The organism is Allorhizobium borbori, assembly GCF_014196535.1.
Classification (GTDB): Bacteria; Pseudomonadota; Alphaproteobacteria; order Rhizobiales; family Rhizobiaceae; genus Ectorhizobium; species Ectorhizobium borbori.
Map to the genome: position 1 here is coordinate 240,359 of NZ_JACIDU010000003.1, position 22,630 is coordinate 262,988.

Genomic DNA, 22,630 nt, shown 5'->3' on the forward strand with positions numbered 1-22,630 from the left:
TTCCCGGAGAGAACCCATGCTGAAATTCACCGAAGAACACGAATGGCTGAAGCTTGAAGGCGATGTCGCCACTGTCGGCATTACCCAGCACGCCGCTGAACAGCTCGGCGACCTCGTGTTCGTGGAACTGCCGGAAGAAGGCTCGACCTTCGAGAAGAACGCCGAAGCCGCGACCGTCGAAAGCGTCAAGGCCGCCTCCGACGTCTATTGTCCGCTGGCCGGCGAAGTGGTCGAGATCAACCAGGCCATCGTCGACGATCCGTCGCTGGTCAATTCCGATCCGCAGGGCGCTGGCTGGTTCTTCAAGCTGAAGCTCGCCAATGTGGCCGATATCGAAGGTCTGCTGGACGAAGCTGCCTACAAGGATCTGATTGCCTGATGACGACGTCCACGGAATTTCACTTCACGGACTATCAGCCCTACGATTTCGCCAACCGACGCCATATCGGCCCGTCGCCGGCGGAAATGGAGGCGATGCTGAAGGTCATCGGCTATCCATCGCTCGACGCGATGATCAACGACACCGTGCCCGCCTCCATCCGCCAGCAGGTTCCGCTGGCGTTTGGCGAGCCGATGACGGAGCGCGAGGCGCTCGACAAGCTGCGCGAGACGGCCAACAAGAACAAGGTTCTCGTCTCGCTCATCGGCCAGGGCTATTATGGCACGATCACGCCGCCGGTCATCCAGCGCAACATTCTGGAAAACCCGGCCTGGTACACGGCCTACACGCCCTACCAGCCAGAAATTTCGCAGGGTCGCCTTGAGGCGCTCCTGAACTTCCAGACGATGATTACCGACCTGACCGGTCTCGACGTGGCCAACGCCTCGCTGCTCGACGAAGCGACCGCCGCTGCGGAAGCCATGGCGCTTTGCCAGCGCAGCGCGAAGTCCAAGGCCAACGCCTTCTTCGTGGACAGCGAGTGCCATCCGCAGGTCATCGCGCTGATCGAAACCCGGGCCGAGCCGCTCGGCTGGAAGGTCATCGTCGGCAATCCGTTCACCGATCTCGATCCGGTCGACGTGTTCGGCGCGCTGTTCCAGTATCCGGGCACCCATGGTGCGATCCGTGATTTCACCGGTCTCATCGCCCGCCTGCACCAGACCGGGGCGCTCGCCGCCATTTCCGCCGATCCGCTGGCACTGACGCTTCTGAAGTCGCCCGGCGACATGGGGGCGGATATCGCCATCGGCTCCACCCAGCGCTTCGGCGTACCGGTGGGTTATGGCGGGCCGCACGCGGCCTATATGGCCGTAAAGGACGCCATCAAGCGTTCCATGCCGGGCCGCCTTGTCGGCGTTTCGGTCGATAGCCGCGGTAACCGCGCCTATCGCCTGTCGCTTCAGACCCGCGAACAGCATATCCGCCGCGAAAAGGCGACGTCGAACATCTGCACCGCGCAGGTTCTGCTGGCCGTCATGGCGTCGATGTATGCCGTGTTCCACGGGCCGAAGGGCCTCAAGGCTATCGCCCAGCAGGTGCACCAGAAGGCCGTGCTGACTGCCAAGGGCCTCGAAAAGCTCGGCTATACCATCGAATCCGAAACCTTCTTCGATACGATCACCGTGGAAGCCGGCCACATGCAGGGCCTCATTCTGCGCGCGGCTGTCGCCGAAGGGGTGAACCTGCGCAAGGTAGGCCAGACAAAGATCGGCATCAGCCTCGACGAACGCACGCGTCCGGCGGCAGTTGAAGCCGTGTGGCGGGCCTTCGGTGGCGCTTTCGAAGTCGCCGAATTCGAGCCGGAATATCGCCTGCCGACCGAATTGCTGCGCACCAGCGAATATCTGACGCATCCCATCTTCCACATGAACCGCGCCGAAAGCGAGATGACACGTTACATCCGCCGTCTTTCGGATCGCGATCTGGCGCTCGACCGCTCGATGATCCCGCTTGGCTCGTGCACCATGAAGCTGAACGCCACGGCGGAAATGCTGCCGATCACCTGGCCGGAATTCTCGGACATCCATCCGTTCGTTCCTGTCGATCAGGCGGCCGGCTATCGTGAGATGATCGTCGACCTTACGGAAAAACTTTGCACGATCACCGGTTACGATGCCTTCTCCATGCAGCCGAACTCCGGCGCGCAGGGCGAATATGCAGGCCTGCTGACGATCCGCAACTATCACATCGCCAGAGGCGAAGGTCACCGCACCGTCTGCCTCATCCCCACCTCCGCGCACGGCACAAACCCGGCTTCGGCGCAGATGGCGGGCATGAAGGTCGTGCCGGTCAAGGCGCTCGACAACGGTGATATCGACGTCGCCGATTTCCGCGCCAAGGCCGAACAGCATGCCGCTGACCTCTCCTGCTGCATGATCACCTATCCCTCGACGCATGGCGTGTTTGAGGAAACGGTGCGCGAGATTTGCGAGATTACCCACGCCCACGGCGGTCAAGTCTATCTCGACGGCGCCAACATGAACGCCATGGTCGGCCTTGCCCGCCCCGGCGACATCGGCTCCGATGTCTCGCATCTCAACCTGCACAAGACCTTCTGCATTCCGCATGGCGGCGGCGGCCCCGGCATGGGTCCGATCGGCGTCAAGGCGCACCTCGCCCCCCACCTGCCCGGCCATCCGGCCACCGATGGCAAGCCCGGCGCGGTTTCGGCTGCCCCCTTCGGTTCGCCCTCGATCCTGCCGATCTCCTGGTCCTATGTGCTGATGATGGGCGGCGAAGGCCTGACGCAGGCGACCAAGGTCGCGATCCTCAACGCCAACTACATCGCCGCACGGTTGAAGGGCGCTTACGACGTGCTCTACAAGTCGAAGACCGGACGCGTTGCGCATGAGTGCATTCTCGACACGCGTCCTCTGGCCGAAAGCGCGCATGTAACCGTAGACGACATTGCCAAACGACTGGTCGATTGCGGTTTCCACGCCCCGACCATGAGCTGGCCGGTGGCCGGCACGCTGATGATCGAGCCGACCGAGTCGGAAACCAAAGCTGAACTCGACCGCTTCTGCGACGCCATGCTGGCGATCCGCGAGGAAGCCCGCGACATCGAGGAAGGTCGCGCCGACAAGGACAACAATCCGCTGAAGAATGCTCCGCACACGGTGGAAGACCTCGTTGGCGAGTGGGACCGTCCCTATAGCCGCGAACAGGCCTGCTTCCCTCCCGGCGCGTTCCGCATCGACAAGTACTGGTCGCCGGTCAACCGCATCGACAACGTCTACGGCGACCGCAACCTCGTGTGCACCTGCCCACCCGTAGATGCCTATGGAGAGGCTGCCGAGTAAGGAAAAAGGGGCGGTGAAAGCCGCCCCTTTACACACCTTAAAGCAGGAAGTGACCTGCCGTCAGGGTGATGGGCACATCGAGGCGAACGACGAAATCGGCAACCCTGTCACCGTCGGTATCCGCATAAATGAAGGTTCCGCTTGAATCCGTCATCGTTACCGCGCGCAACTCGCCCGCGTGGCCGGAAAAGGCCCGGCTTCCAATAAAGGTGAACGCCTGATCGTTCGCGACCGTCACGTTGGCGTCAATGCCGCGCAGATCGATCTTCTCGTCTGTCGCAAAGCCGTAGATCGTATCACGCGCCTGCGGTGTTGAATCGGTGACAGAGGTGAAGACGAACGTATCCCGACCGCCGCCACCGTATAGCTGATCCGCGCCGGCGCCACCGTTCAGCGTATCGTCGCCGTTTTCGCCATAGAGTACGTTATTGCCGGCACCGCCATAAAGCTTGTCGTTGCCCACGCCGCCATACAGCATGTCGTTGCCGGCATCGCCATACAACGTGTCGTTTCCTGCCTCGCCGTAAAGAATGTCATTGCCCGCGCCACCGCGCAGGATATCGGTGCCCTCACCACCATAGAGACGGTCATTACCGGCACCTCCGTCAAGCGTATCGTTTCCGGCTTCCCCGAAAAGCGTATCGTCTCCAGTGCCACCATAGAGCTTGTCATTGCCCGTCGCACCACGCAGCGTGTCGTTGCCGGCATCGCCATACAAGATGTCATCGCCGGCCTCGCCATAGAGAGTGTCGTTGCCATCGCCGCCGTAGATCGCGTCATTGCCTTCGCCGCCATAAGCTACGTCGTTGCCGGTTCCGCCCCTGATCGTGTCGTGGCCCGCCTCGCCGTACAGCGTGTCGTTATCCGCGCCGCCGATGATGGTGTCATTGCCTTCACCGCCGTAAATCCGGTCAGAACCAGCCCCGCCATCAAGCACGTCGTTTCCCGCTTCGCCATAAAGCCTGTCGTTGCCGGCCCCGCCATACAGCGTGTCATTGCCACCGCCGCCACTCACGGAATCGTTGCCCGCACCGCCGGAAATCGTATCGGCAAAGGGTGTACCGGTTATCGTATCATTGCCGGAAAGCAAGAGATTGATGAAGCCCTGGTCGTTTCCGGCGCGGACCAGATCGAACATCGCAACCGCAGAGGCGTTCAACCCGGTTATATTGATGCGGGTCACACCGTTCTCGACCAGAGAGAGTGCGGAGATCGTGCCCGCCGTTACCTGGTCGATAGTACCGCCGGCAACCCGGTAACGAAGGCCGGAGCCGCTGAAAAGAAGGTAATTGCGTGCATCGTCGTAAAGCTTCAGAGCAACGGTGGACGCCTTGAACGCATCGAAATCCAGAAGACCGCCCACATCAAGGAGCGAGAGGTTCACCCTCGTCCTGGCACCGTCGAGCCTCACCACAGCCATGTCACAACTTCCACAGGTTACCGGAAACGATCCGGCCGGACATCATGTCCTTCCACGTCGTCGGCGAAACTGCCAACCGGACCGAGCGCAAACAAGGCAATGATGCCCACGAGCGCAAGCTATGCGACAAGATGGTAAACGCTACTCGCAATGGCCGCGACGCCGAAACCGATCAGAACGATGCCTGCCACACGCGATGTCCACAGCGCAAAGCTTTCCGGCAGGCGTCTGCGGGCCAGCGCCACGCCGCCGCTCAGCACGGCCCACCATAGCATCGACCCCACGAAAACACCGGCCACGACAAGAAACTTGCCTGCACCATCGGCCTCCGCCAGTCCCAGCCCGGCGAAGATCGCCGCAAAGGACAGGATGGTGGCCGGATTGGTCATGGTGAGCGCGAAAGTGGCGATGATCGTGCCGATCAGATCGCGTGCGCCGGTGGTGGCAGCCACAGCCGCCGGCTTCGGCGTGAACGACTTCCAGCCGAGCCAAAGCAGGAAAAGCCCACCGAGAAAGGCCAGTGGCATGGACACTCTGTCCAGCACGGATGAGAATACCGAAAAGCCCATGGCCGCCATCAGCGCGTAAAGCCCGTCCGCGAGCGCCGTGCCCAGACCTCCCGCCACACCCGCCAGAAACCCGCGCTCCAGCGTGCGGTTGATGCATAGCATGCCGATGGGACCGAGCGGTGCGGCGATGGCGAGCCCGAGCAGCATGCCCTTGGCGAACAGAAAAAGCATGATGATCTCCCGGATGCCGTCAGAACGGCTTGAAGGGTTTTTCCGTGACAGTGGAGAGCGCCAGCATGGTTTCACTGCGCGCCAGGAAGCGGCGTTCCTTCAACTGCTGGAGAAAATCCTCGACGCCCGAAAGCGTCGCAACGCGGATCTTGATCAGATAGGACCAGCCGCCGGTAACGTGATGGCAATCAAGAACGTTGGGACAGGCGGCGATGAAATCCTTGAAAGCCGCCTCGCCCGCCTCATAGTTGAGCGCCACGAAGACGAAGGCCAGAACATCCTGACCGAAGGCTACGGGATCGGCCTCCACCGTGAAGCGCTGGATCGCACCGGAAGCGGTCAGCCGCCGAATGCGCTCGTTCACGGCAGAGGGCGACAGATCGACAACACCGCCAATATCGGCAAGCGAGCGGCGAGCGTCTTCAGCGAGGAGACAGGCAATTTTGCGGTCAATTTCATCCATGGCCGCAAAATAGTCCGCAATACAAAGATCGTAAAGTAAAATATTCTGCAAATGCAATTCTTGCCGCATTTAATGCGGATCACAGAGCGCACCTCCGCAAAATAAAAAGCCGCCCCTGGGGGCGGCCGCATAAACGATGGTCAGAAAGGCGCAGTTCAGCGGGCGTCGCCGGCCAGTTCGCGCTGGCGCGCGAGTTCAGCGAGGTCGGCGGCTTTCAACTCGACCGATTCGCCACAGCCGCAGGCCGAGGTCTGGTTGGGATTGTGGAAGGTGAAGCCGGAGCGCAGCGTCGTGACCTCGAAATCCATCTGCGTGCCGAGCAGGTAAAGCACCGCCGCCGGATCGATCCAGACCTCCGCGCCATCGTGGACGACATGATCGTCCTTCGGATTCGGCTCCGTTACCAGATCGATGGTATATTCCATACCCGCGCAACCGCCCTTCTTGATGCCGACGCGAACGCCGCGTGCATCAGGGCCGGAATTGGCGACGATGGATTTGACGCGGCCTGCTGCCGCATCGGTCATGGTCATGACAGCAAAAGCCATCTCTTCTCTCCTTGCCTGCCGGGTTCAAGGCCCGGTGTCTGACCTAAGTTAAGTGGGCGAAGCGGCAGGATCAATACCAGCCGACAGCCACGCGCGCCTCTTCCGACATGCGGTCCGGCGTCCACGGCGGATCGAAGGTCATGGCGACCTGAACGCCGGACACGCCTTCGACGGCACCAACGGCATTTTCCACCCAGCCCGGCATTTCGCCAGCCACCGGGCAGCCCGGCGCAGTCAGCGTCATGGCAATCTTCACCATGCGATCGTCTTCTATGTCGATCTTGTAGATCAGACCGAGTTCGAAGATGTCGGCAGGAATTTCGGGATCGTAGACCGTCTTCAGCGCGCTGACGATATCGTCAGACAGACGCGCGATCTCATCCGCGGGAATGGCGGAGTGCACGATACCCTCGCGAACGTCCACGGCTTCCTCAGCCGGCTTTGTTTCAGTGCTCATCGAACTTTCCTCAACTCATCCCGGAGAACAGCGCTCCGCGCGTCTCCAGATCCAGTAAACTTGATAATCGTCATCAAGCAAAGAACTTCCGTGCATAATCCAGCGCCTCGACCAGAGCGTCCACCTCGGCACGGGTATTGTAAAGCCCGAAGGAGGCACGGCAGGTGGAGGTGACGCCGAAGCGCTTCAGCAGCGGCTGGGCGCAATGGCTGCCGGCGCGAACGGCGATACCGCGCCGGTCGATAACAGTCGAAACATCGTGGGCATGGATGCCTGCCAGTTCGAACGAGAAGATCGAGCCCTTGCCCGGTGCATTGCCGATGATGCGCAAAGAATTGACCGAGCGAAGCTGTTCGGCGGCGTAGGCGGCAAGACCGGCCTCATGCTCGGCAATCGCCGCGCGGCCGACCTTTTCCATGTAATCCAGCGCCACGCCGAGGCCGATCGCCTGCACGATGGGCGGTGTGCCCGCCTCAAAGCGATGCGGCGGCTCGGCATAGGTCACGACCTCTTCCGAAACGTCGGCGATCATTTCGCCGCCGCCCATGAAAGGCCGCATTTCGCGCAGCCGGTCCATGCGACCGTAGAGAACACCGATGCCGGAGGGGCCGTAAAGCTTGTGGCCGGTAATCGCATACCAGTCGCACCCGATCTCCTGCACATCGACCGGCATGTGAACCGCACCCTGCGACCCATCGATCAGAACCGGAATGCCGCGCTCGTGGGCGATGCGCGTCACGTCCTTCACCGGAACGACGGTGCCGAGTGCGTTCGACATATGGGTGATGGCGACGAGCTTGGTGCGCTCCGTCAGGCACTTTTCGAAATCTTCGAGGTGGAAAGAGCCGTCTTCGTCCACCGGCACCCAGACGATCTTTGCGCCCTTGCGTTCCCGCAGAAAGTGCCAGGGCACGATGTTGGAGTGGTGCTCCATGATCGAGATGACGATCTCGTCCCCCTCGCCGATATTGTCCATGGCCCAGCCATAGGCAACCGTGTTGATTGCCTCGGTCGAGGACTTGGTGAAGACAATCTCATCCACCGAACCAGCGTTTAGGAAGCGGCGCACGCTTTCACGGCTTGCCTCGAAAGCTTCTGTCGCCTTGTTGGAAAGGTAATGCAGGCCGCGATGAACATTGGCGTATTCATGGGAATAGGTGTTCGAAACCGCATCGATCACCACCTGCGGTTTCTGCGCCGAAGCGCCGTTATCCAGATAGACCAGCGGCTTGCCATAGACTTCCCGCGCAAGAATGGGGAAGTCGCGGCGGATCGCTTCAACATCATAGGCCATGCTTGGCCGTCCTTTCACAATTCAGGGCAGTGCAGGCATACCCCTCTGGCTGCCGCCATCTCCCCCACAAGGGGGAGACAGAAAGATGCATCGGCATCCCATCACGAAGACAATGAGGGTGCCGCACATTTTCTCCCCCTTATGGAGGAGACGACCGGCCAACGGGGGCTTCTGTCCCTTCAGGCGTGCTTTTCCAGCCAGTTGGAAATCACTTCCTCCAGCGCCTCGACCAGCGGTTCGTCCTCAAGCTCTTCCACGACTTCGGCAACGAAGGCGTTGACCAGCATGGCGCGGGCCTTGTTTTCGGGAATACCGCGGGCCCGCAGATAATAGAGGTGGTTGTCGTCGATATCGGCAACCGTCGCACCATGGCCGCAGACCACGTCATCCGCAAAGATTTCCAGTTCCGGCTTGGCGGCAAAATCCGCATCGTCCGAAAGCAGAAGCGTGTTGCAGGCCATCTTGGCGTCGGTCTTCTGGGCATCCGGCGCAACGCGGATCATGCCCTGGAAAACGCCCCGACCACGGTCGAACAACACGTAACGGAAGACATCCGTGGACGAGGTGTTCGGCACGTTATGCCCCAGCACCAGCGTCACATCGTTATGCTGCTCGCCGCCGATGAGGTTGACGCCGCGCAGCGTGAGTTCGGCACCCTCACCGCTGGCGTCGATGCGCAATTCCTGCCGCACCAGCTTGCCGCCGGCATTCACGTCGAACAGCTTCAGCTTGGCATCAGCGCCGAGATCGACGCGAATCTGGCCGAGGAACGTGTCGGCCGCGCCCTGCTGCTGCAGTACGATCCAGGTGACATCAGCACCGGCACCGATGACCACATCGCTGATGGACGAGACGAAAGCGGCATCGCCTTCGCCAGCGATATGGCGCTCGATAATCGTGACCCTGGCGCCCGCGCCGATCGTGACAGGAAAGCGGGTGTGAACCTGACCGCCGGTGTGGATCGACTGGATTTCGATGGGAGCCTCGATCTCGGCATCCGCCGGAATTTCGAGGGTGAAACCGTCACGAACGAAGGCAGCGTTGATACGGCCAATGGCGTCGTCCGCGGCAACCGCGTCGAGGCGGGCGGCAGCGGAACCATCCGTCAGGCTTTCGCTGTAGCGGGTTGCGGTGAACGCGTCCTGACGTGTTTCATTGGCCTTGCCCTGCAGCACGGAAAGGACCGTGGCGCCGCCGACGAACGGCGAAAGCGCCTTGGCGCCTTTCTTCGCGTCGAAGGCCGGAATGTCCTTCAGAAGTGTCTTGAGATCGGTGTAGTGCCAGCTTTCGATACGGCGTGTCGGCAGGCCGGCGGTCTTCAGATCGTCCAGCAGGCGGTCACGCAGCGTCAGCACATCCGGATCGCCGGGCAGGTCTGAAAGCTGGGTCGTATAGGCCTCGACCAGCGCCGTTTCGGCGGCGGTCTGGCGTGTGTTGCTCTGAATGGTCATCGCTGATCCCCGCCTTATTCGGCTGCTTCGCCGATGACGTCGGCATAGCCGTTGGCTTCCAGCTCCAGCGCCAGTTCCTTGCCGCCCGTGCGGATGATCTGGCCCTTGTAGAGAACGTGAACGGTGTCCGGCACGATGTGTTCCAGAAGGCGCTGGTAGTGGGTGATGACCACGAAGGCGCGATCAGGCGACCGCAGCGCATTGACGCCATCCGAGACGATCTTGAGTGCGTCGATGTCAAGGCCCGAGTCGGTTTCGTCGAGAACGCAGAGTTTCGGCTCCAGAAGCGCCATCTGCAGGATTTCGGCGCGCTTCTTCTCACCGCCGGAGAAGCCGACGTTGAGCGGACGCTTCAGCATGTCCGGGTCGATCTTGAGCTTCGCAGCACCTTCCTTGACGGTACGGATGAATTCCGGCGTCGTCAGTTCGGCTTCGCCGCGCGCCTTGCGCTGCTCGTTCATCGCCACCTTGAGGAACTGCATGGTGGCAACGCCCGGAATTTCGACCGGATACTGGAACGCGAGGAAGATGCCCTTGGCAGCACGCTCGGACGCGTCGAGTTCCAGAATGCTTTCGCCGTTGTAGCGGATGTCACCAGAGGTGACTTCGTAGTCCTCGCGGCCCGACAGGATGTAGGAGAGCGTCGACTTGCCGGAGCCGTTCGGGCCCATGATGGCGGCGACTTCGCCGGCCTTCACGGTCAGGTTCAGGCCACGGATGATTTCCGTGTCAGTGTCGGCGATCTTTGCGTGCAGGTCGATGATTTCAAGCATTTCGATATCCTTCTCGGATGTAACGGAGATCAGGCGCGCGAAAGGCCGCGCGCACCGGTTCAATCGGGTTACGGGACGTCAGCCCACGGAGCCTTCCAGCGAGATGCCGATCAGCTTCTGGGCTTCCACGGCAAATTCCATCGGCAGTTCCTGAATGACTTCCTTGACGAAGCCGTTCACGATGAGGGCGATGGCCGCCTCTTCGGGAATGCCGCGCTGCAGGCAGTAGAAGAGCTGGTCCTCGGAAATCTTCGAGGTGGTCGCCTCGTGCTCGAACTGGCAGGTGGAGTTCTTCGCCTCGATATAGGGCACGGTATGCGCGCCGCAGGTATCGCCGATCAGAAGGCTGTCGCACTGGGTGAAGTTGCGGGCATTCGTCGCCTTGCGATGGGCCGACACCTGGCCGCGATAGGTGTTGTTCGACTTGCCGGCGGAAATGCCCTTGGAGATGATGCGGCTCGACGTATTCTTGCCGAGATGGATCATCTTGGTGCCCGAATCGATCTGCTGATGACCGTTCGAGACAGCAATCGAATAGAACTCGCCGCGCGAATTATCGCCACGCAGGATGCAGGACGGGTATTTCCAGGTGATCGCCGAGCCGGTTTCCACCTGCGTCCATGAAATCTTCGAGTTCTTGCCACGGCAATCGCCGCGCTTGGTCACGAAGTTGTAGATGCCACCCTTGCCTTCCATATCGCCCGGATACCAGTTCTGGACGGTAGAATACTTGATTTCGGCGTCATCGAGCGCAATGAGTTCAACAACGGCAGCGTGAAGCTGGTTTTCATCACGCTGCGGCGCGGTGCAGCCTTCGAGATAGGAGACGTAAGCGCCTTCCTCGCACACGATCAACGTGCGCTCGAACTGGCCGGTGTTCTTCTCATTGATACGGAAATAGGTCGACAGTTCCATCGGGCAACGAACGCCCTTCGGAACGTATACGAAGGAACCGTCGGTGAAGACCGCGCAGTTCAGCGTCGCATAGAAATTGTCGGTCGGCGGCACGACGGAACCGAGATACTTCTTCACGAGATCCGGATGCTCGCGCACAGCTTCCGAAATCGACATGAAGATGACCCCGGCCTTCTTCAACTCTTCCTTGAAGGTGGTGACGACCGAAACCGAATCGAAAACGGCATCGACGGCGACCTTGGAGGTCTGCACGCCGGCCAGAATTTCCTGCTCACGCAGCGGAATGCCGAGCTTCTCATAGGTCTTCAGCAGTTCGGGATCGACGTCATCGATGCTCTGTGGGCCGGTAACGTTCTTCGGCGCGGCATAGTAATAGATGTCGTTGAAGTCGATCTTCGGATAGTCGACACGCGCCCAGGTGGGCTCGTCCATCGTCAGCCAGCGGCGGTAGGCGTCCAGACGCCATTCCAGCATCCATTCCGGCTCCTGTTTCTTGGCGGAAATGAAGCGGACAATCTCTTCGCTGAGGCCTTTCGGGGCCTTGTCCACCTCGATTTCGGTCTCGAAACCGTATTTGTACTGATCGAGGTCAATCTGCTTGACCTGATCGATCGTCTCCTGGACGGCAACCATTTCAGTCTCCAATCTCGCCGGGATCAAAGGCCCGGTGGCTTGTCGAATTCCCGGATTTGCGATCCGGGAGCATGTCATTCTCAAAAAAGCGGATGTCCGCTTTTATTTAGTGCGGAACCCGGCAATTTGCACCCGGTTCCTTTCGGAAAACCACGGAAAATCCGGGATTGTCCTGTTCAGGCCGCCTCCGTCGCCTTGCGGCGACCGGCAATCTTCACAAAAGCCGCCACAGCCCGCTCCACATCCGCCTCATTCGAAGACGTTCCGAGCGAAATGCGCAGCGCTCCGAGCTTCGGATCACAGCCCATGGCGGCCAGCACATGGCTTTCGCCCACCTTGCCGGAGGAGCAGGCCGAACCGGCGGAAACGGCTACGCCTTCCAGATCGAATGCGATCTGGCCGGTTTCCGATTTCAGGCCCGGCAGGCTGAAAAAGCAGGTGTTGGCGACACGCGGCACATCCGCACCGTGGATGATGACATCCGCCGCCGCAATCCGCAGGCCCGCCTCCAGCCGATCGCGCAGCGCGGCGATGCGGGCCATGCGACCCTCAAGCCCTGCCAGGGCCACCTCTGCCGCAGCGCCGAAGCCCAGGATGGCCGCCAGGTTCTCCGTGCCGGAGCGATGGCCTTTTTCCTGACCGCCACCGCGCACCAGCGGCGCGGGCATCAACACCTCGCCACGCGAAACCAGCGCGCCGACACCCTTCGGCCCGCCAATCTTGTGCGACGAGAGAATCAGGAAATCGGCGCCCAGCGTGGCGATATCGAGCGGGACGCGGCCGGCTGCCTGCACGGCATCTACGACAAGAAGCCCGCCGCGGGCATGCACCAGCGCTGCGGCTTCCGCCACCGGCTGGATCACACCCGTCTCGTTGTTGACGGCCATGAGTGCGACCAACGGCATGCCGGAAGCCTCATCATGCGAGGCAAGAAACGCCTTGAGCGCGTCGAGATCGGCAACGCCTTGATGCGTGACCGGTATTTCGCTGATCTTGTCGACAGGAAAGCGCCCGCCCTCGCGAATTGCCGGATGTTCGATAGCCGACAGATAGACATGCCCGATGCCCACCGGGCGGCGGCCCATGCGATATTCATCGCAAAGCAGGGTATTCGCGGCTTCCGTCGCACCGGAGGTGAAAACCACATGCGCCGGCTCTGCACCGACGAGCGCCGCGACCTGCCGACGGGCCTTTTCAAGGGCAGCGCGTGCGGCCCGACCTTCACCATGCACGGAGGACGGATTCATCATGTCCAGACCGGCAAGAACGGCCGCTCGCGCCTCATCGAGAAGCGGCGCGGTCGCGTTCCAATCCATATAGACACGCGGGCCAATGGCCATTCAAACAGTCCCTCGCACGAAGGCGTGCATTTTTGTTGAAATTTCAGGGCGGCTTAGCATATGAACACCACAAATCCTACGGCGTTTCCGCCACGAGATTTTTGAACGGTTCTAAACTGCGTTTTAGAAAAGATGATTTCCTGAGTCAAGTCACCTGACTGCGACTTCCGTCTTTTCAGAAGCGAAACCGATACCGGAGTAACGATGCCCGAAGTCATTTTCAACGGCCCTGCCGGCCGTCTCGAAGGCCGCTACCAGCCATCGAAGGAAAAAAGCGCCCCGATCGCCATCATCCTGCACCCGCATCCGCAGTTCGGCGGCACGATGAACAACCAGATCGTCTACCAGCTCTTCTACATGTTCCAGAAGCGCGGGTTCACGACGCTGCGTTTCAACTTCCGCAGCATCGGCCGCAGCCAGGGCGAATTCGACCATGGCGCGGGTGAGTTGTCAGATGCCGCCTCCGCACTCGACTGGGTGCAGTCGCTGCATCCCGATTCCAAGAGCTGCTGGGTTGCCGGCTATTCCTTCGGCGCGTGGATCGGTATGCAGCTCCTGATGCGCCGTCCGGAAATCGAAGGCTTCATGTCGATTGCGCCACAGCCGAACATCTACGACTTCTCCTTCCTCGCCCCCTGCCCGTCGTCCGGCCTCATCATCCACGGCGACAGCGACAAGGTGGCACCGGAGAAGGATGTTCAGGGGCTGGTCGACAAGCTGCAGACGCAGAAGGGCATCCTCATCACCCACCGCACCCTGCCGGGCGCCAACCACTTCTTCAACGGTCAGGTGGATACGCTGATGGGCGAATGCGAGGACTACCTCGACCGTCGCCTGAACGGTGAACTGGTGCCGGAACCGGCCGCAAAGCGGATTCGATAAGAACCACGGAAGGGCGTCTGTGCGGTCGCCCTTCCGTTTGGACGCTCGCGCTTCCCCGCAATCACACGAAAGCTGCCATGCGACATATCCGCATTGCCCTCATAGCTCTCGCCTCGATCTTCTGGAGCGTCATGATTGCCGGCACTCTCGCGTCCATGTTCATAGCGCGGCGATATCCGGAAATCTGCCGTTTCGATTACGGCTGGCACTGCGACAGCGATGCAATCTGGATCAAGATTGTTGCGGCGCTGGCTAGAATTCCCACCTTCGCCTTTTTTCAAGCTGGTTCGCCTTGCCCTCGCCCCTTTGGTTTGCGGGCCCTCTTTGGCTGACGGCAATCCTTTTCGTCTCGACATGGATCGTTTACGCAGGCACGGCTCTTCTTGTCAGCGCTTTGTTACGTAAACTGGTCAGTTGGAAAGCGCGCCACCGTTAGCGAGCAGTCACCAGCACCCCACCCGTCACCGGCTCGCTCACTCCAGTCGTTCCCGGAAAGGTCAGCGGCAAGCCTTCCAGCGAACGCACCGCGAGATAGGCCCAGGCTTCCGCCTCCATCGATCCGCCGTTGAAGCCCGCCTCTTCCGCCGCGATAACCTTCGCGCCCTGTCTTGCCGCCAAAGTCGCAAACTCTGCCATGATGACCGGGTTGAGCCGCCCGCCACCGCAAACGATCCATGTTCTGGCCTGTTCCGGCAGATAGCTGGCCGATTTGAGGATAGCCGCCGCCGTGACATGGGCGAGCGTGCGCGCGCCATCCTCCAGCGACGCCTCGCCCTTTTGCGGCGGCAGGAAATCGCCGCGATCCAGCGAGCGGCGGATGTTGGCGGAGAAGAAGGGGCTGGCGAGATAGCGTTCGGCAAGTGCGGTAATGACCTTGCCGCGGGCGGCCGTCTGTCCGCCCTTGTCATAGGCTTTACCGGTGTGCGCCTCGATCCACTGATCGATCAGCATGTTGCCGGGTCCGCTGTCGAAGGCGGCAAGCTCGGCGGGGCGGCCCGCCTGCCCGGTATAGGTAAGGTTCGAAATGCCGCCGATGTTGACGAAAACCGCCGGACGTTCCAGTCCAACCGGCAGGTTTGAAGCGAGCGCCGCGTGGTAAGCGGGAATGAGCGGCGCACCCTGCCCGCCATGCACCATGTCGTTGGCGCGCATATCGTAGATGACGTCAATACCGGTTTCCTCTGCCAGAAGAGGCCCGTCGCCGATCTGCACGGTGAGCGCCTCGTCTGGCCGGTGCAGCACCGTCTGGCCGTGAAAACCGATCACATCGATTTCACCGGGCGTCATGCCAATGCGATGCAGGAACGATTTGATAGCGGCGGCATGCGCGAGTGTCAGGACGCGCTCGGCATCTGCAAGATCGGCGGGGCGCTGCCGCCGTTCGGTGATTGCCTTCGCCGTGACCAGCGCCTGCTTCCAGCGGGCGCGCAGACCGTCGTCATAGGGCACGTAATGGCTCGGACCGCGCTCGACACGCTCATGTCCGTCGGTTCTGACCAGCGCGAGGTCAATGCCATCCATCGAGGTGCCGCTCATCAGCCCGATTGCCGTTCTCATCTTCGCCATAGCCGGTCCCCGGAATCACTTTTGGGGTGATTATGCGCCGGAACAATGCTAGAGCGCGACCGCATCAAACCCTTTTTCAGAGAAACAGGTCATGTCCAGGTTCAAATCCGATTTTCTCCGCACGCTCGACGAACGCGGCTTCATTCACCAGATCTCCGACGAGGCTGGTCTCGATGAACTCTTCGCCAAGGAAACCGTGACGGCCTATATCGGCTTCGATCCGACCGCGCCTTCGTTGCATGCGGGCGGCCTGATCCAGATCATGATGCTGCATTGGATGCAGAAGACCGGCCATCAGCCGATTTCGCTCATGGGTGGCGGCACCGGTATGGTTGGCGATCCTTCCTTCAAGGAAGAGGCGCGCAAGCTGATGACCGTCGACATGATCGAGGACAACATCGCCTCCATCAAGCGCGTCTTCTCCAACTACCTCGATTACGATCAGGCAACGGCTCCGGCGCTGATGATCAACAACGCCGAGTGGCTGCGCCCGCTCAACTACCTCGAATTCCTGCGCGATGTGGGCCGCCACTTTTCGGTCAACCGCATGCTGTCCTTCGACAGCGTGAAGACGCGCCTCGATCGCGAGCAATCGCTGTCCTTCCTCGAATTCAACTACATGATCCTGCAGGCCTACGACTTCGTGGAACTCGCGAAGCGCTACAACTGCCGCCTGCAGATGGGCGGTTCGGATCAGTGGGGCAATATCGTCAACGGCATCGATCTCGGCCACCGCATGGGCACCAAGCAGCTCTATGCGCTGACCTCTCCGCTTCTGACCACATCCTCCGGCGCCAAGATGGGCAAGTCGGTGAACGGTGCCGTGTGGCTGAACCCGGACATGCTCTCGGCCTATGACTTCTGGCAGTACTGGCGCAACACGGAGGACGCCGACGTTTCGCGCTTCCTCAAGCTCTACACCACGCTGCCGATGGACGAGATCGCCCGCCTTTCGGCGCTGGCCGGCTCCGAGATCAACGAGGTAAAGAAGATCCTCGCCACCGAGATCACCGCAATGCTGCATGGCCGGGCCGCTGCGGAAGAGGCTGCCGAGACAGCACGCAAGACCTTCGAGGAAGGTGCGCTGGCCGACAACCTGCCCTCCATCGAGGTTTCGGCCGCCGAGCTTGAAGCCGGCATCGGCCTGCTCGCGCTTGTCGTAAAGGCCGGGCTTGCGGGTTCGAACGGCGAAGCCCGCCGCCATGTTCAAGGTGGCGCGGTGAAGGTGAACGACAAGGGCGTCTCCGACGAACGCCAGATTGTCGGCACCGGCGACATCACCGCCGATGGCGTCATCAAGCTATCGCTCGGCAAGAAGAAGCACATTCTCGTTCGCCCGGTCTGAACGGACGGGTACTCCAGAATATCGAAAGGCCGGGCATCCCCCGGCCTTTTTCACGTCTGCCGTTGACGCAATGCGCCGGACAGGCAAACTCGGATGAGTTCACCCGAAAGGAAACGGCATTCATGTCCGGCCATGTGGAAATCTCGAGCTTCGACGGTCTCGATCCGCGCATCAGCATCCTGCGCTACAGCAACGAAGTCGATGCCATGTTCGTGCGCACTCGGCGTTTCAATGCGCTGATCGACACGTTGAGCACGCCGGCACTCTGCCGCGAGGCGTTGGAAAAACTCGGCGCGTCGGCCCATGACCGCCCGTTGATCGTCGTGAATTCGCACATGGACTGGGATCATTTCTGGGGCAATGCGGCGATTGCTGGCGTTGCTCCGATCATCGCTCACGCCAAAGCGCTCGAGCGGCTGAGCGCACCGGAAGCCGCTTCGACGCTCGCCACAAAGGCTGTCGAAGAGGCCCGCTTCGCCGAAACCGAACTTGTTGCACCCTCGATCACGTTTTCGGGGGATATGGCGCTGAACGGCGGCGACCTGACACTGGAGCTTCTCCACACGCCGGGCCATACGCCGGATCATGTCGCCGTATGGATACCGGAGATCTCCACGTTGCTGGCGGTCGATGCGGTGGAAGACCCGGTGCCCTGCGTCTGGGATGACACGCCGGAAAGCCTGCGGCTCCTGCGCGCTTCGCTCGCGCGGTTGAAGGCGCTCGGCGCAAAGGTCGTCGTGCCGGCCCATGGGCGCACCACGACGCCGGAGGCCATCGACCGCAATATCGCCTATTTCAATGAACTGGTGGCCCGTGTAGCGCAGATCGACCGGCGCGTTCTGCGTGACAGCGCTCCCGAAACGCTGGACGGTCTCGCCTTCGAAGACCTGCTGCCCGCTCACCGCACCATGGATGCCGGTGAAACGGACTTCTATCGCGATTTTCACCGCCAGAATCTGTCCGCCGCCATTCGCACGCATCTTGAAACCATCGAGATCGCCTGAAGGACAGGGTCAGTATTCGAAGATCTGGCGGAACACGCCCGGCGCGATGATGGACAGCGGATTAACGATGATGTTGGGGCGGGTGAAGGTTCCTGACATCTTGAAGGTGATGCCGATCAGGCCCCGGTCGCTGCCATTGCCGAGAATGGTGCCGATGATCGGCAGTTCCGCAAACAGCCGGTTGAGGCCGTAGGCGGGCATGAACGTGCCCGTCAGGTCCATGTTGCCGCGCCGGTCGCGCACGGTGCCCTGAAAGGTCGCGCCGACCTGATCGCCGCGCACCACGCCATTCTCTGCCAGCAATACGCCATTGCGGGTAATGATGCGGGCAAAGGCGCGCTGAAAACTGGCCGAACTCACGTCGATGTCTTTCTTCAGCGCGCTCTTGAGGCTCTGGCCGTCCCGTCCGGCGGGCGTATTGACGATGGATTGCAGGCGCTGTTCGTTCATCAGGCGGAAGCTTCTGAGATCGACCGATCCACTCCACGATTCGGCATCGAGCGCGGCCAGTCTGAGGTTCAGAAGCCCGCCGTTCATGTTCTTGTAGAGATCGATGAAGCGGGCGAGCGCTCCGGCGTCGCCACTGGTGATGGACACCGTGTTGCGATTATCCTTCAACATCTGGCTGACGATAGCCTGACCGCTTTCGGTCACACCGCGAAAATCCACGGCATTGGCGGCACCGCCCCGGGTGGCGTAACGGGCCGTCACGCTGGTCAGCACCTCGTCATTGAAACCCGCAAGCGTATCGACATTGATCGTTGCGACAAACGCCCCGCCCTTGGCAGCGCCCGCAGCGGCCTTCTCACCCTCATACTCGGTCTTGAGTTTGCGGATAACATGGCGTGCATCGAGCCGTTTGCCGTTGATGGCGAGATCGAAACCGGCCTTTCCGGAGCGCATCGTGACGCCAAAATCATCGCCTGGCGAAAGCTGCACGCGGGAAAGCTCGGCAAGAACGAGGTTCCCCTTGTTGAAGGTCAGGTTGCCATTTGCGCCGAAACCATCACCGCCAAGCTGGAGATTGCGGACGAGATTTTCCTCGCCATTGACGATAAGGTCGAAACTGACCCTGGCGGGCACGCCCGCCCCCTTCGACCAGCCGATCCACGGCAGCGACAGGCTGGCGGCCGCCAGATCGACCTTGATCGCCTGCTTCTTGTCATCGACGCGCGACAGCTCAAACGTCAGCGGTCCATCCACCAGTTCATCCAGATGGGGCGCAAGCTTCGTCCAGTCAGTCTTTTCCAGACGCCCGCGCACCGTCAGTGCCTGTTTGACGTCGGAGCCACCGAGAGGCTGGGCATAGGAAATCTCGACCGGCGCGTCATCGACCTTTGCCTTGACGTCGACCTTCAGCGCCTGTGGCGTCACGTCGAGCGCCCCCTGAGCGCCCGAGATACGTCGTCCGGCGATCGGGCGATGAACATCCACGGTTTGCAAGTCGATACGGGCGCTCCAGTCCGGTGGCGGCGGGTTCTGGCTGGCAAGCAGGCCAAAGCGGGCCGAGACATTCGCCTTGACGGGGCCGGCAAAATCCTCGGGACGGAAGTCCGTGTTCTTCAGGCTGTTCATCGGTTTGAAGCTGGAAAGCTCCAGCACGGCGGCCGCATCGCCCGAAAGCGCAATCGTCAGGTCAGCGGTCAACGGCTTTTTGTAGACATCGGCCATGACCAGTCGCCCGCCATCGAGAATGACCGACCGACCGGAACCGAAATAGGAGGTACCCTTTTTTGCGGTGACTTCCGTTCTCGCCCCGTGAATATCGACATGGCCGTCCAACTCACGCAGTGGCGGCACATCGGGCGGCAGGTCAAGCCGCATGTGCTCCACGTCGAAGGTGATATGAAGTTCATTTTCATTCAGTTCCACCGGCACCGGCGGAAAATGCATTCGCCCAGCGGGAATAAAGACCGAGATCGTACCGTTAAGGACCCGGCCGCCGTCGAGATTGGCCACCGCCCATTCACGCGGCTTGCGGGCCATCCAGAACGGCCAAAGCTGCTTGACCGCAGCACCCGCCATCTCGGGCACCTGCCCGCCGAAACTGATTTCGGGCGAAAGGCCCGGCTTGAAGCGAATGACGAAGGAACCGCCCATATTGCCCTGAGGGCTCGTCACCAGCAGCCGGTCAGCGCGCAACTCTTTCAGCACAGGGTCGAAAATGCCCGTGACGGTCGCGTCGAAAGGCAACGGCGGCGCCTCCGTCGCGCCCGCGCGCGCGCCGCTGAAAAGGAAATCGAGCGCAAAGCCCGCGCCGGCGCCGGGATCGATCCGATTGCGATCGAGAACGGCGCCCGTAAACGGCAGCACGGTGCGACCGAACACTACGCGCGACGGCATAAATTCCAGCGAATCCTTGGTGAAATCATAGGCGAGATCAAGCGTCGCGCCGCTGAACTCCTGCGTATCTCCATCCATATGGAAAACACCGGGAGTGGCAGTCACGGCGGCAGTCAGTTCCGGTCCCGCATCCGGGGTGGCGCGACGGGCGGAGAAGGTTGCTCCCACTTCTGTCTCAAGGCCATCATGAATGGAGCCGTCGTCCAGCCTGCGGACGGTCAGGCCACCGAGGTCGAGCCCCTCAACCCTGGCACGCAGTTCCGAGACACGGCCATTCTGTGATTCGGCATCGACGGAAAAGGCGATGTCATCGCCGCCGTAGGCCGCAACGCCGGATAGCGTGAGGATGCCGTCCGCCTGCCGCGCCATCAGGAGATCGTTGACCTCAACGGTAAAGGGCTTACCCCTTCCGGGAAACTGCATTTTCAGATCGGACAGGGTGATGTCGCCTGCCTGACTGCGATCCAGGAACCGAACCGCCGCATCCAGACGCGTGAAAACGGTTTCCAAAACCTTCGGCGTGGCGTCGACGCGCAGCGCGGCTATGTCACCGCCTTCGGTCTGCAGCAGCGCGGTATCGATATCGACACCCTCGGCCTCGACCCCGCCGATCTTCAAGCGCCCCGTGACGAGTGCGAACGGATCAATCAATAGCCGGATGGACTGGGTGTGGGTGACATGCTTGCCGCTGTCGGTTTCAGTCACCTCCACATCGCGCGCTTCGATGGCAAGCGCCATGCGCGAGGAAAAGCGTAACGCAGCACTTCCGACACGGGCTTCGAACAAGCCGTCCAACGCGCCGTTCAGCGCTCCTTCGGCCCGCCTTGCGAGTTCCCGGTCGAGAAAGCCACCCTCGACGGCTGCGAAAAGCCCGCCGGCTCCGGCAACGAACAGGAAGAGAAGGACGACAAGCGCCTTGGCGACGAAGCCTCCACGACGGCGCGGCGGCGGGCAATGGACAACAAGCATTTCCTCCGCGTTGTTGGACGGCATATCATCCAGCGCAGCGATTTCCTGCTTGCTGAAGACCACCTTGTCGCCTCGAATTTCCGCCATCGATTCCTTGCTGCATCCTCTGCCGGAAGCCGCATGCGACTTCGCCCTGCCTGCGACACTAATACCTTGTTTTCAGACGATATATTCGCGAGCAATCACACCGTTCGCTTATGTCTACCGGGCCCGCGCGTCCAGAAATCTCGATCCAATCTACAACGTAAATACGGGAATATAATGGACGAGGCTGAAAAAAATGCGACATCGCGATAGTCGAAGCCACGCGGATCGACGGACCCGTGATCGCCTGTCCTCAGTTTCGGTCCTTGAGATGGCAGAGTTTGACGCGACCGCCCTTGCCATCGGATTTCCACACGCAGCCCTCCCTTGCCGGCCTGGTCTTGTGCAGATAGACCACGCCGCGCTTTCTGGCATTGAAAGTCTGGTGTGAAAAATCATTGCCACCAATGCGGACATTCCTGCCGAACCGGACCTCCGCCTGTGCCGGAACGGCCATTGCAATCGCCGCCGTGCATAGAATGAGCCTGACCATCGAAACCATGGACTTTCCTCCTGCCTTAACCCGGGCACGTCGCGAATCGCCCGCTGCCCTGCCAATGGTGCTGAAAATCGCAGATGACGTGAACGACAACTGAACCGAACGCCTCTTCTGGCGTATAAGGGAATGCGAACGACCCGGAACCATCCGAAACGAATGAAGGAATAGACATGAGCGAAATGATCCCCGGCATGAGCGCCCCCCTTTTCACCCTTCCGCGCGACGGCGGCGGCACGGTATCGCTTGAGGCTTTCAAGGGACGGAAGGTCGTTCTCTATTTCTACCCCAAGGACAATACGAGCGGCTGCACGGTGGAAGCGATCGACTTCACCGCGCTGCTTCCCGAATTCGAGAAGGCCGACACCGTGGTCATCGGCCTGTCGCCCGATAGCGCCGCCAGCCACGACAAGTTCTGCAAGAAGCACAATCTTGGCGTCATCCTCGCCGCGGATGAGGACAAGAGCACCCTTTCCGCCTATGGCGTTTGGACGGAAAAGAGCATGTACGGCCGCAAATATATGGGCGTGGAGCGCACAACCGTCCTCGTTGGCCGCGATGGCACCATTGCGCAGGTCTGGCCGAAGGTGAAGGTCAAAGGCCACGCACAGGAGGTGCTGGACGCCACCCGAAATCTGGGATGAACTGGTTGCAAGTCCGGTCG

At 61.0% G+C, this 22,630-nt stretch carries 20 protein-coding genes; 7 read left to right on the forward strand and 13 right to left on the reverse strand.

Annotation, left to right across the window (positions count from 1 at the left end; genetic code table 11):
• The first annotated feature begins 16 nt into the window (after positions 1–16).
• Both gcvH and gcvP read left to right on the forward strand, forming a co-directional pair.
• Positions 17–379, forward strand: a complete 363-nt coding sequence (gene gcvH / locus GGQ66_RS05280; protein WP_183790159.1) for a glycine cleavage system protein GcvH — start codon at positions 17–19, stop codon at positions 377–379.
• Positions 379–3,243, forward strand: coding sequence for an aminomethyl-transferring glycine dehydrogenase (gene gcvP / locus GGQ66_RS05285; protein WP_183790161.1), 2,865 nt, complete (start codon positions 379–381; stop codon positions 3,241–3,243). The genes gcvH and gcvP overlap by 1 nt, the downstream gene beginning before the upstream one ends.
• A 37-nt stretch (positions 3,244–3,280) precedes the next feature.
• Here the strand turns inward: gcvP and GGQ66_RS23260 are convergent, their stop codons facing one another.
• From GGQ66_RS23260 to GGQ66_RS05335, 10 genes are all read right to left on the reverse strand, one after another.
• Entirely contained in the window at positions 3,281–4,663 is a 1,383-nt protein-coding gene (locus tag GGQ66_RS23260; protein WP_183790163.1) for a calcium-binding protein, read from the reverse strand.
• A 119-nt stretch (positions 4,664–4,782) separates the two neighbouring features.
• Entirely contained in the window at positions 4,783–5,406 is a 624-nt protein-coding gene (locus GGQ66_RS05295) for a LysE family transporter (protein WP_370686298.1), read from the reverse strand.
• Between the two features lie 16 nt (positions 5,407–5,422).
• Positions 5,423–5,866, reverse strand: coding sequence for an Lrp/AsnC family transcriptional regulator (locus tag GGQ66_RS05300; protein WP_183790167.1), 444 nt, complete (start codon positions 5,864–5,866; stop codon positions 5,423–5,425).
• Between the two features lie 155 nt (positions 5,867–6,021).
• A complete protein-coding gene (sufA, locus tag GGQ66_RS05305) occupies positions 6,022–6,414 on the reverse strand; it encodes a Fe-S cluster assembly scaffold SufA (RefSeq protein ID WP_183790169.1) in 393 nt (130 codons plus the stop codon).
• Positions 6,415–6,484: 70 nt separating this feature from the next.
• Positions 6,485–6,871 (reverse strand): SUF system Fe-S cluster assembly protein, encoded by a 387-nt coding sequence (locus GGQ66_RS05310; protein WP_183790171.1) that lies wholly within the window; start codon positions 6,869–6,871, stop codon positions 6,485–6,487.
• A gap of 73 nt (positions 6,872–6,944) precedes the next feature.
• Positions 6,945–8,165 carry a cysteine desulfurase gene (locus GGQ66_RS05315; RefSeq protein WP_183790173.1) on the reverse strand — a complete coding sequence of 407 codons (1,221 nt, stop codon included), beginning with the start codon at positions 8,163–8,165 and terminating at the stop codon, positions 6,945–6,947.
• A gap of 179 nt (positions 8,166–8,344) precedes the next feature.
• On the reverse strand, positions 8,345–9,616 hold the full coding sequence (gene sufD, locus GGQ66_RS05320; RefSeq protein WP_183790175.1) for a Fe-S cluster assembly protein SufD: 1,272 nt from the start codon (positions 9,614–9,616) through the stop codon (positions 8,345–8,347).
• 14 nt (positions 9,617–9,630) lie between these two features.
• On the reverse strand, positions 9,631–10,389 hold the full coding sequence (gene sufC / locus GGQ66_RS05325) for a Fe-S cluster assembly ATPase SufC (RefSeq protein WP_183790177.1): 759 nt from the start codon (positions 10,387–10,389) through the stop codon (positions 9,631–9,633).
• Positions 10,390–10,467: 78 nt separating this feature from the next.
• A complete protein-coding gene (gene sufB, locus GGQ66_RS05330; protein ID WP_183790179.1) occupies positions 10,468–11,937 on the reverse strand; it encodes a Fe-S cluster assembly protein SufB in 1,470 nt (489 codons plus the stop codon).
• A 176-nt stretch (positions 11,938–12,113) separates the two neighbouring features.
• Positions 12,114–13,277 carry a cysteine desulfurase family protein gene (locus GGQ66_RS05335; RefSeq protein WP_183790181.1) on the reverse strand — a complete coding sequence of 388 codons (1,164 nt, stop codon included), beginning with the start codon at positions 13,275–13,277 and terminating at the stop codon, positions 12,114–12,116.
• A 204-nt stretch (positions 13,278–13,481) separates the two neighbouring features.
• On the opposite strand from GGQ66_RS05335, the gene GGQ66_RS05340 reads away from it, so the two are divergent.
• Positions 13,482–14,159: an alpha/beta hydrolase gene (locus tag GGQ66_RS05340; protein ID WP_183790183.1), complete on the forward strand. Its 678-nt coding sequence runs from the start codon at positions 13,482–13,484 to the stop codon at positions 14,157–14,159.
• Positions 14,160–14,236: 77 nt separating this feature from the next.
• Positions 14,237–14,491, forward strand: coding sequence for a hypothetical protein (locus GGQ66_RS05345; protein ID WP_183790185.1), 255 nt, complete (start codon positions 14,237–14,239; stop codon positions 14,489–14,491).
• 100 nt (positions 14,492–14,591) lie between these two features.
• Here GGQ66_RS05345 and GGQ66_RS05350 read toward each other — a convergent pair whose 3' ends face one another.
• Positions 14,592–15,725, reverse strand: coding sequence for an anhydro-N-acetylmuramic acid kinase (locus GGQ66_RS05350; RefSeq protein ID WP_183790187.1), 1,134 nt, complete (start codon positions 15,723–15,725; stop codon positions 14,592–14,594).
• 91 nt (positions 15,726–15,816) lie between these two features.
• On the opposite strand from GGQ66_RS05350, the gene tyrS reads away from it, so the two are divergent.
• Positions 15,817–17,070: a tyrosine--tRNA ligase gene (gene tyrS / locus GGQ66_RS05355; protein WP_183790189.1), complete on the forward strand. Its 1,254-nt coding sequence runs from the start codon at positions 15,817–15,819 to the stop codon at positions 17,068–17,070.
• A gap of 122 nt (positions 17,071–17,192) precedes the next feature.
• Positions 17,193–18,074, forward strand: a complete 882-nt coding sequence (locus tag GGQ66_RS05360; RefSeq protein WP_183790191.1) for an MBL fold metallo-hydrolase — start codon at positions 17,193–17,195, stop codon at positions 18,072–18,074.
• 9 nt (positions 18,075–18,083) lie between these two features.
• Here GGQ66_RS05360 and GGQ66_RS05365 read toward each other — a convergent pair whose 3' ends face one another.
• Together GGQ66_RS05365 and GGQ66_RS05370 are read right to left on the reverse strand one after the other, a co-directional pair.
• Complete coding sequence (locus GGQ66_RS05365; protein ID WP_183790193.1) at positions 18,084–21,473, reverse strand: YhdP family protein; 3,390 nt, start codon at positions 21,471–21,473, stop codon at positions 18,084–18,086.
• 250 nt (positions 21,474–21,723) lie between these two features.
• Positions 21,724–21,972, reverse strand: a complete 249-nt coding sequence (locus GGQ66_RS05370; protein WP_237358793.1) for a hypothetical protein — start codon at positions 21,970–21,972, stop codon at positions 21,724–21,726.
• Between the two features lie 167 nt (positions 21,973–22,139).
• On the opposite strand from GGQ66_RS05370, the gene GGQ66_RS05375 reads away from it, so the two are divergent.
• Positions 22,140–22,610, forward strand: coding sequence for a peroxiredoxin (locus GGQ66_RS05375; protein ID WP_183790195.1), 471 nt, complete (start codon positions 22,140–22,142; stop codon positions 22,608–22,610).
• Positions 22,611–22,630: the final 20 nt, after the last annotated feature.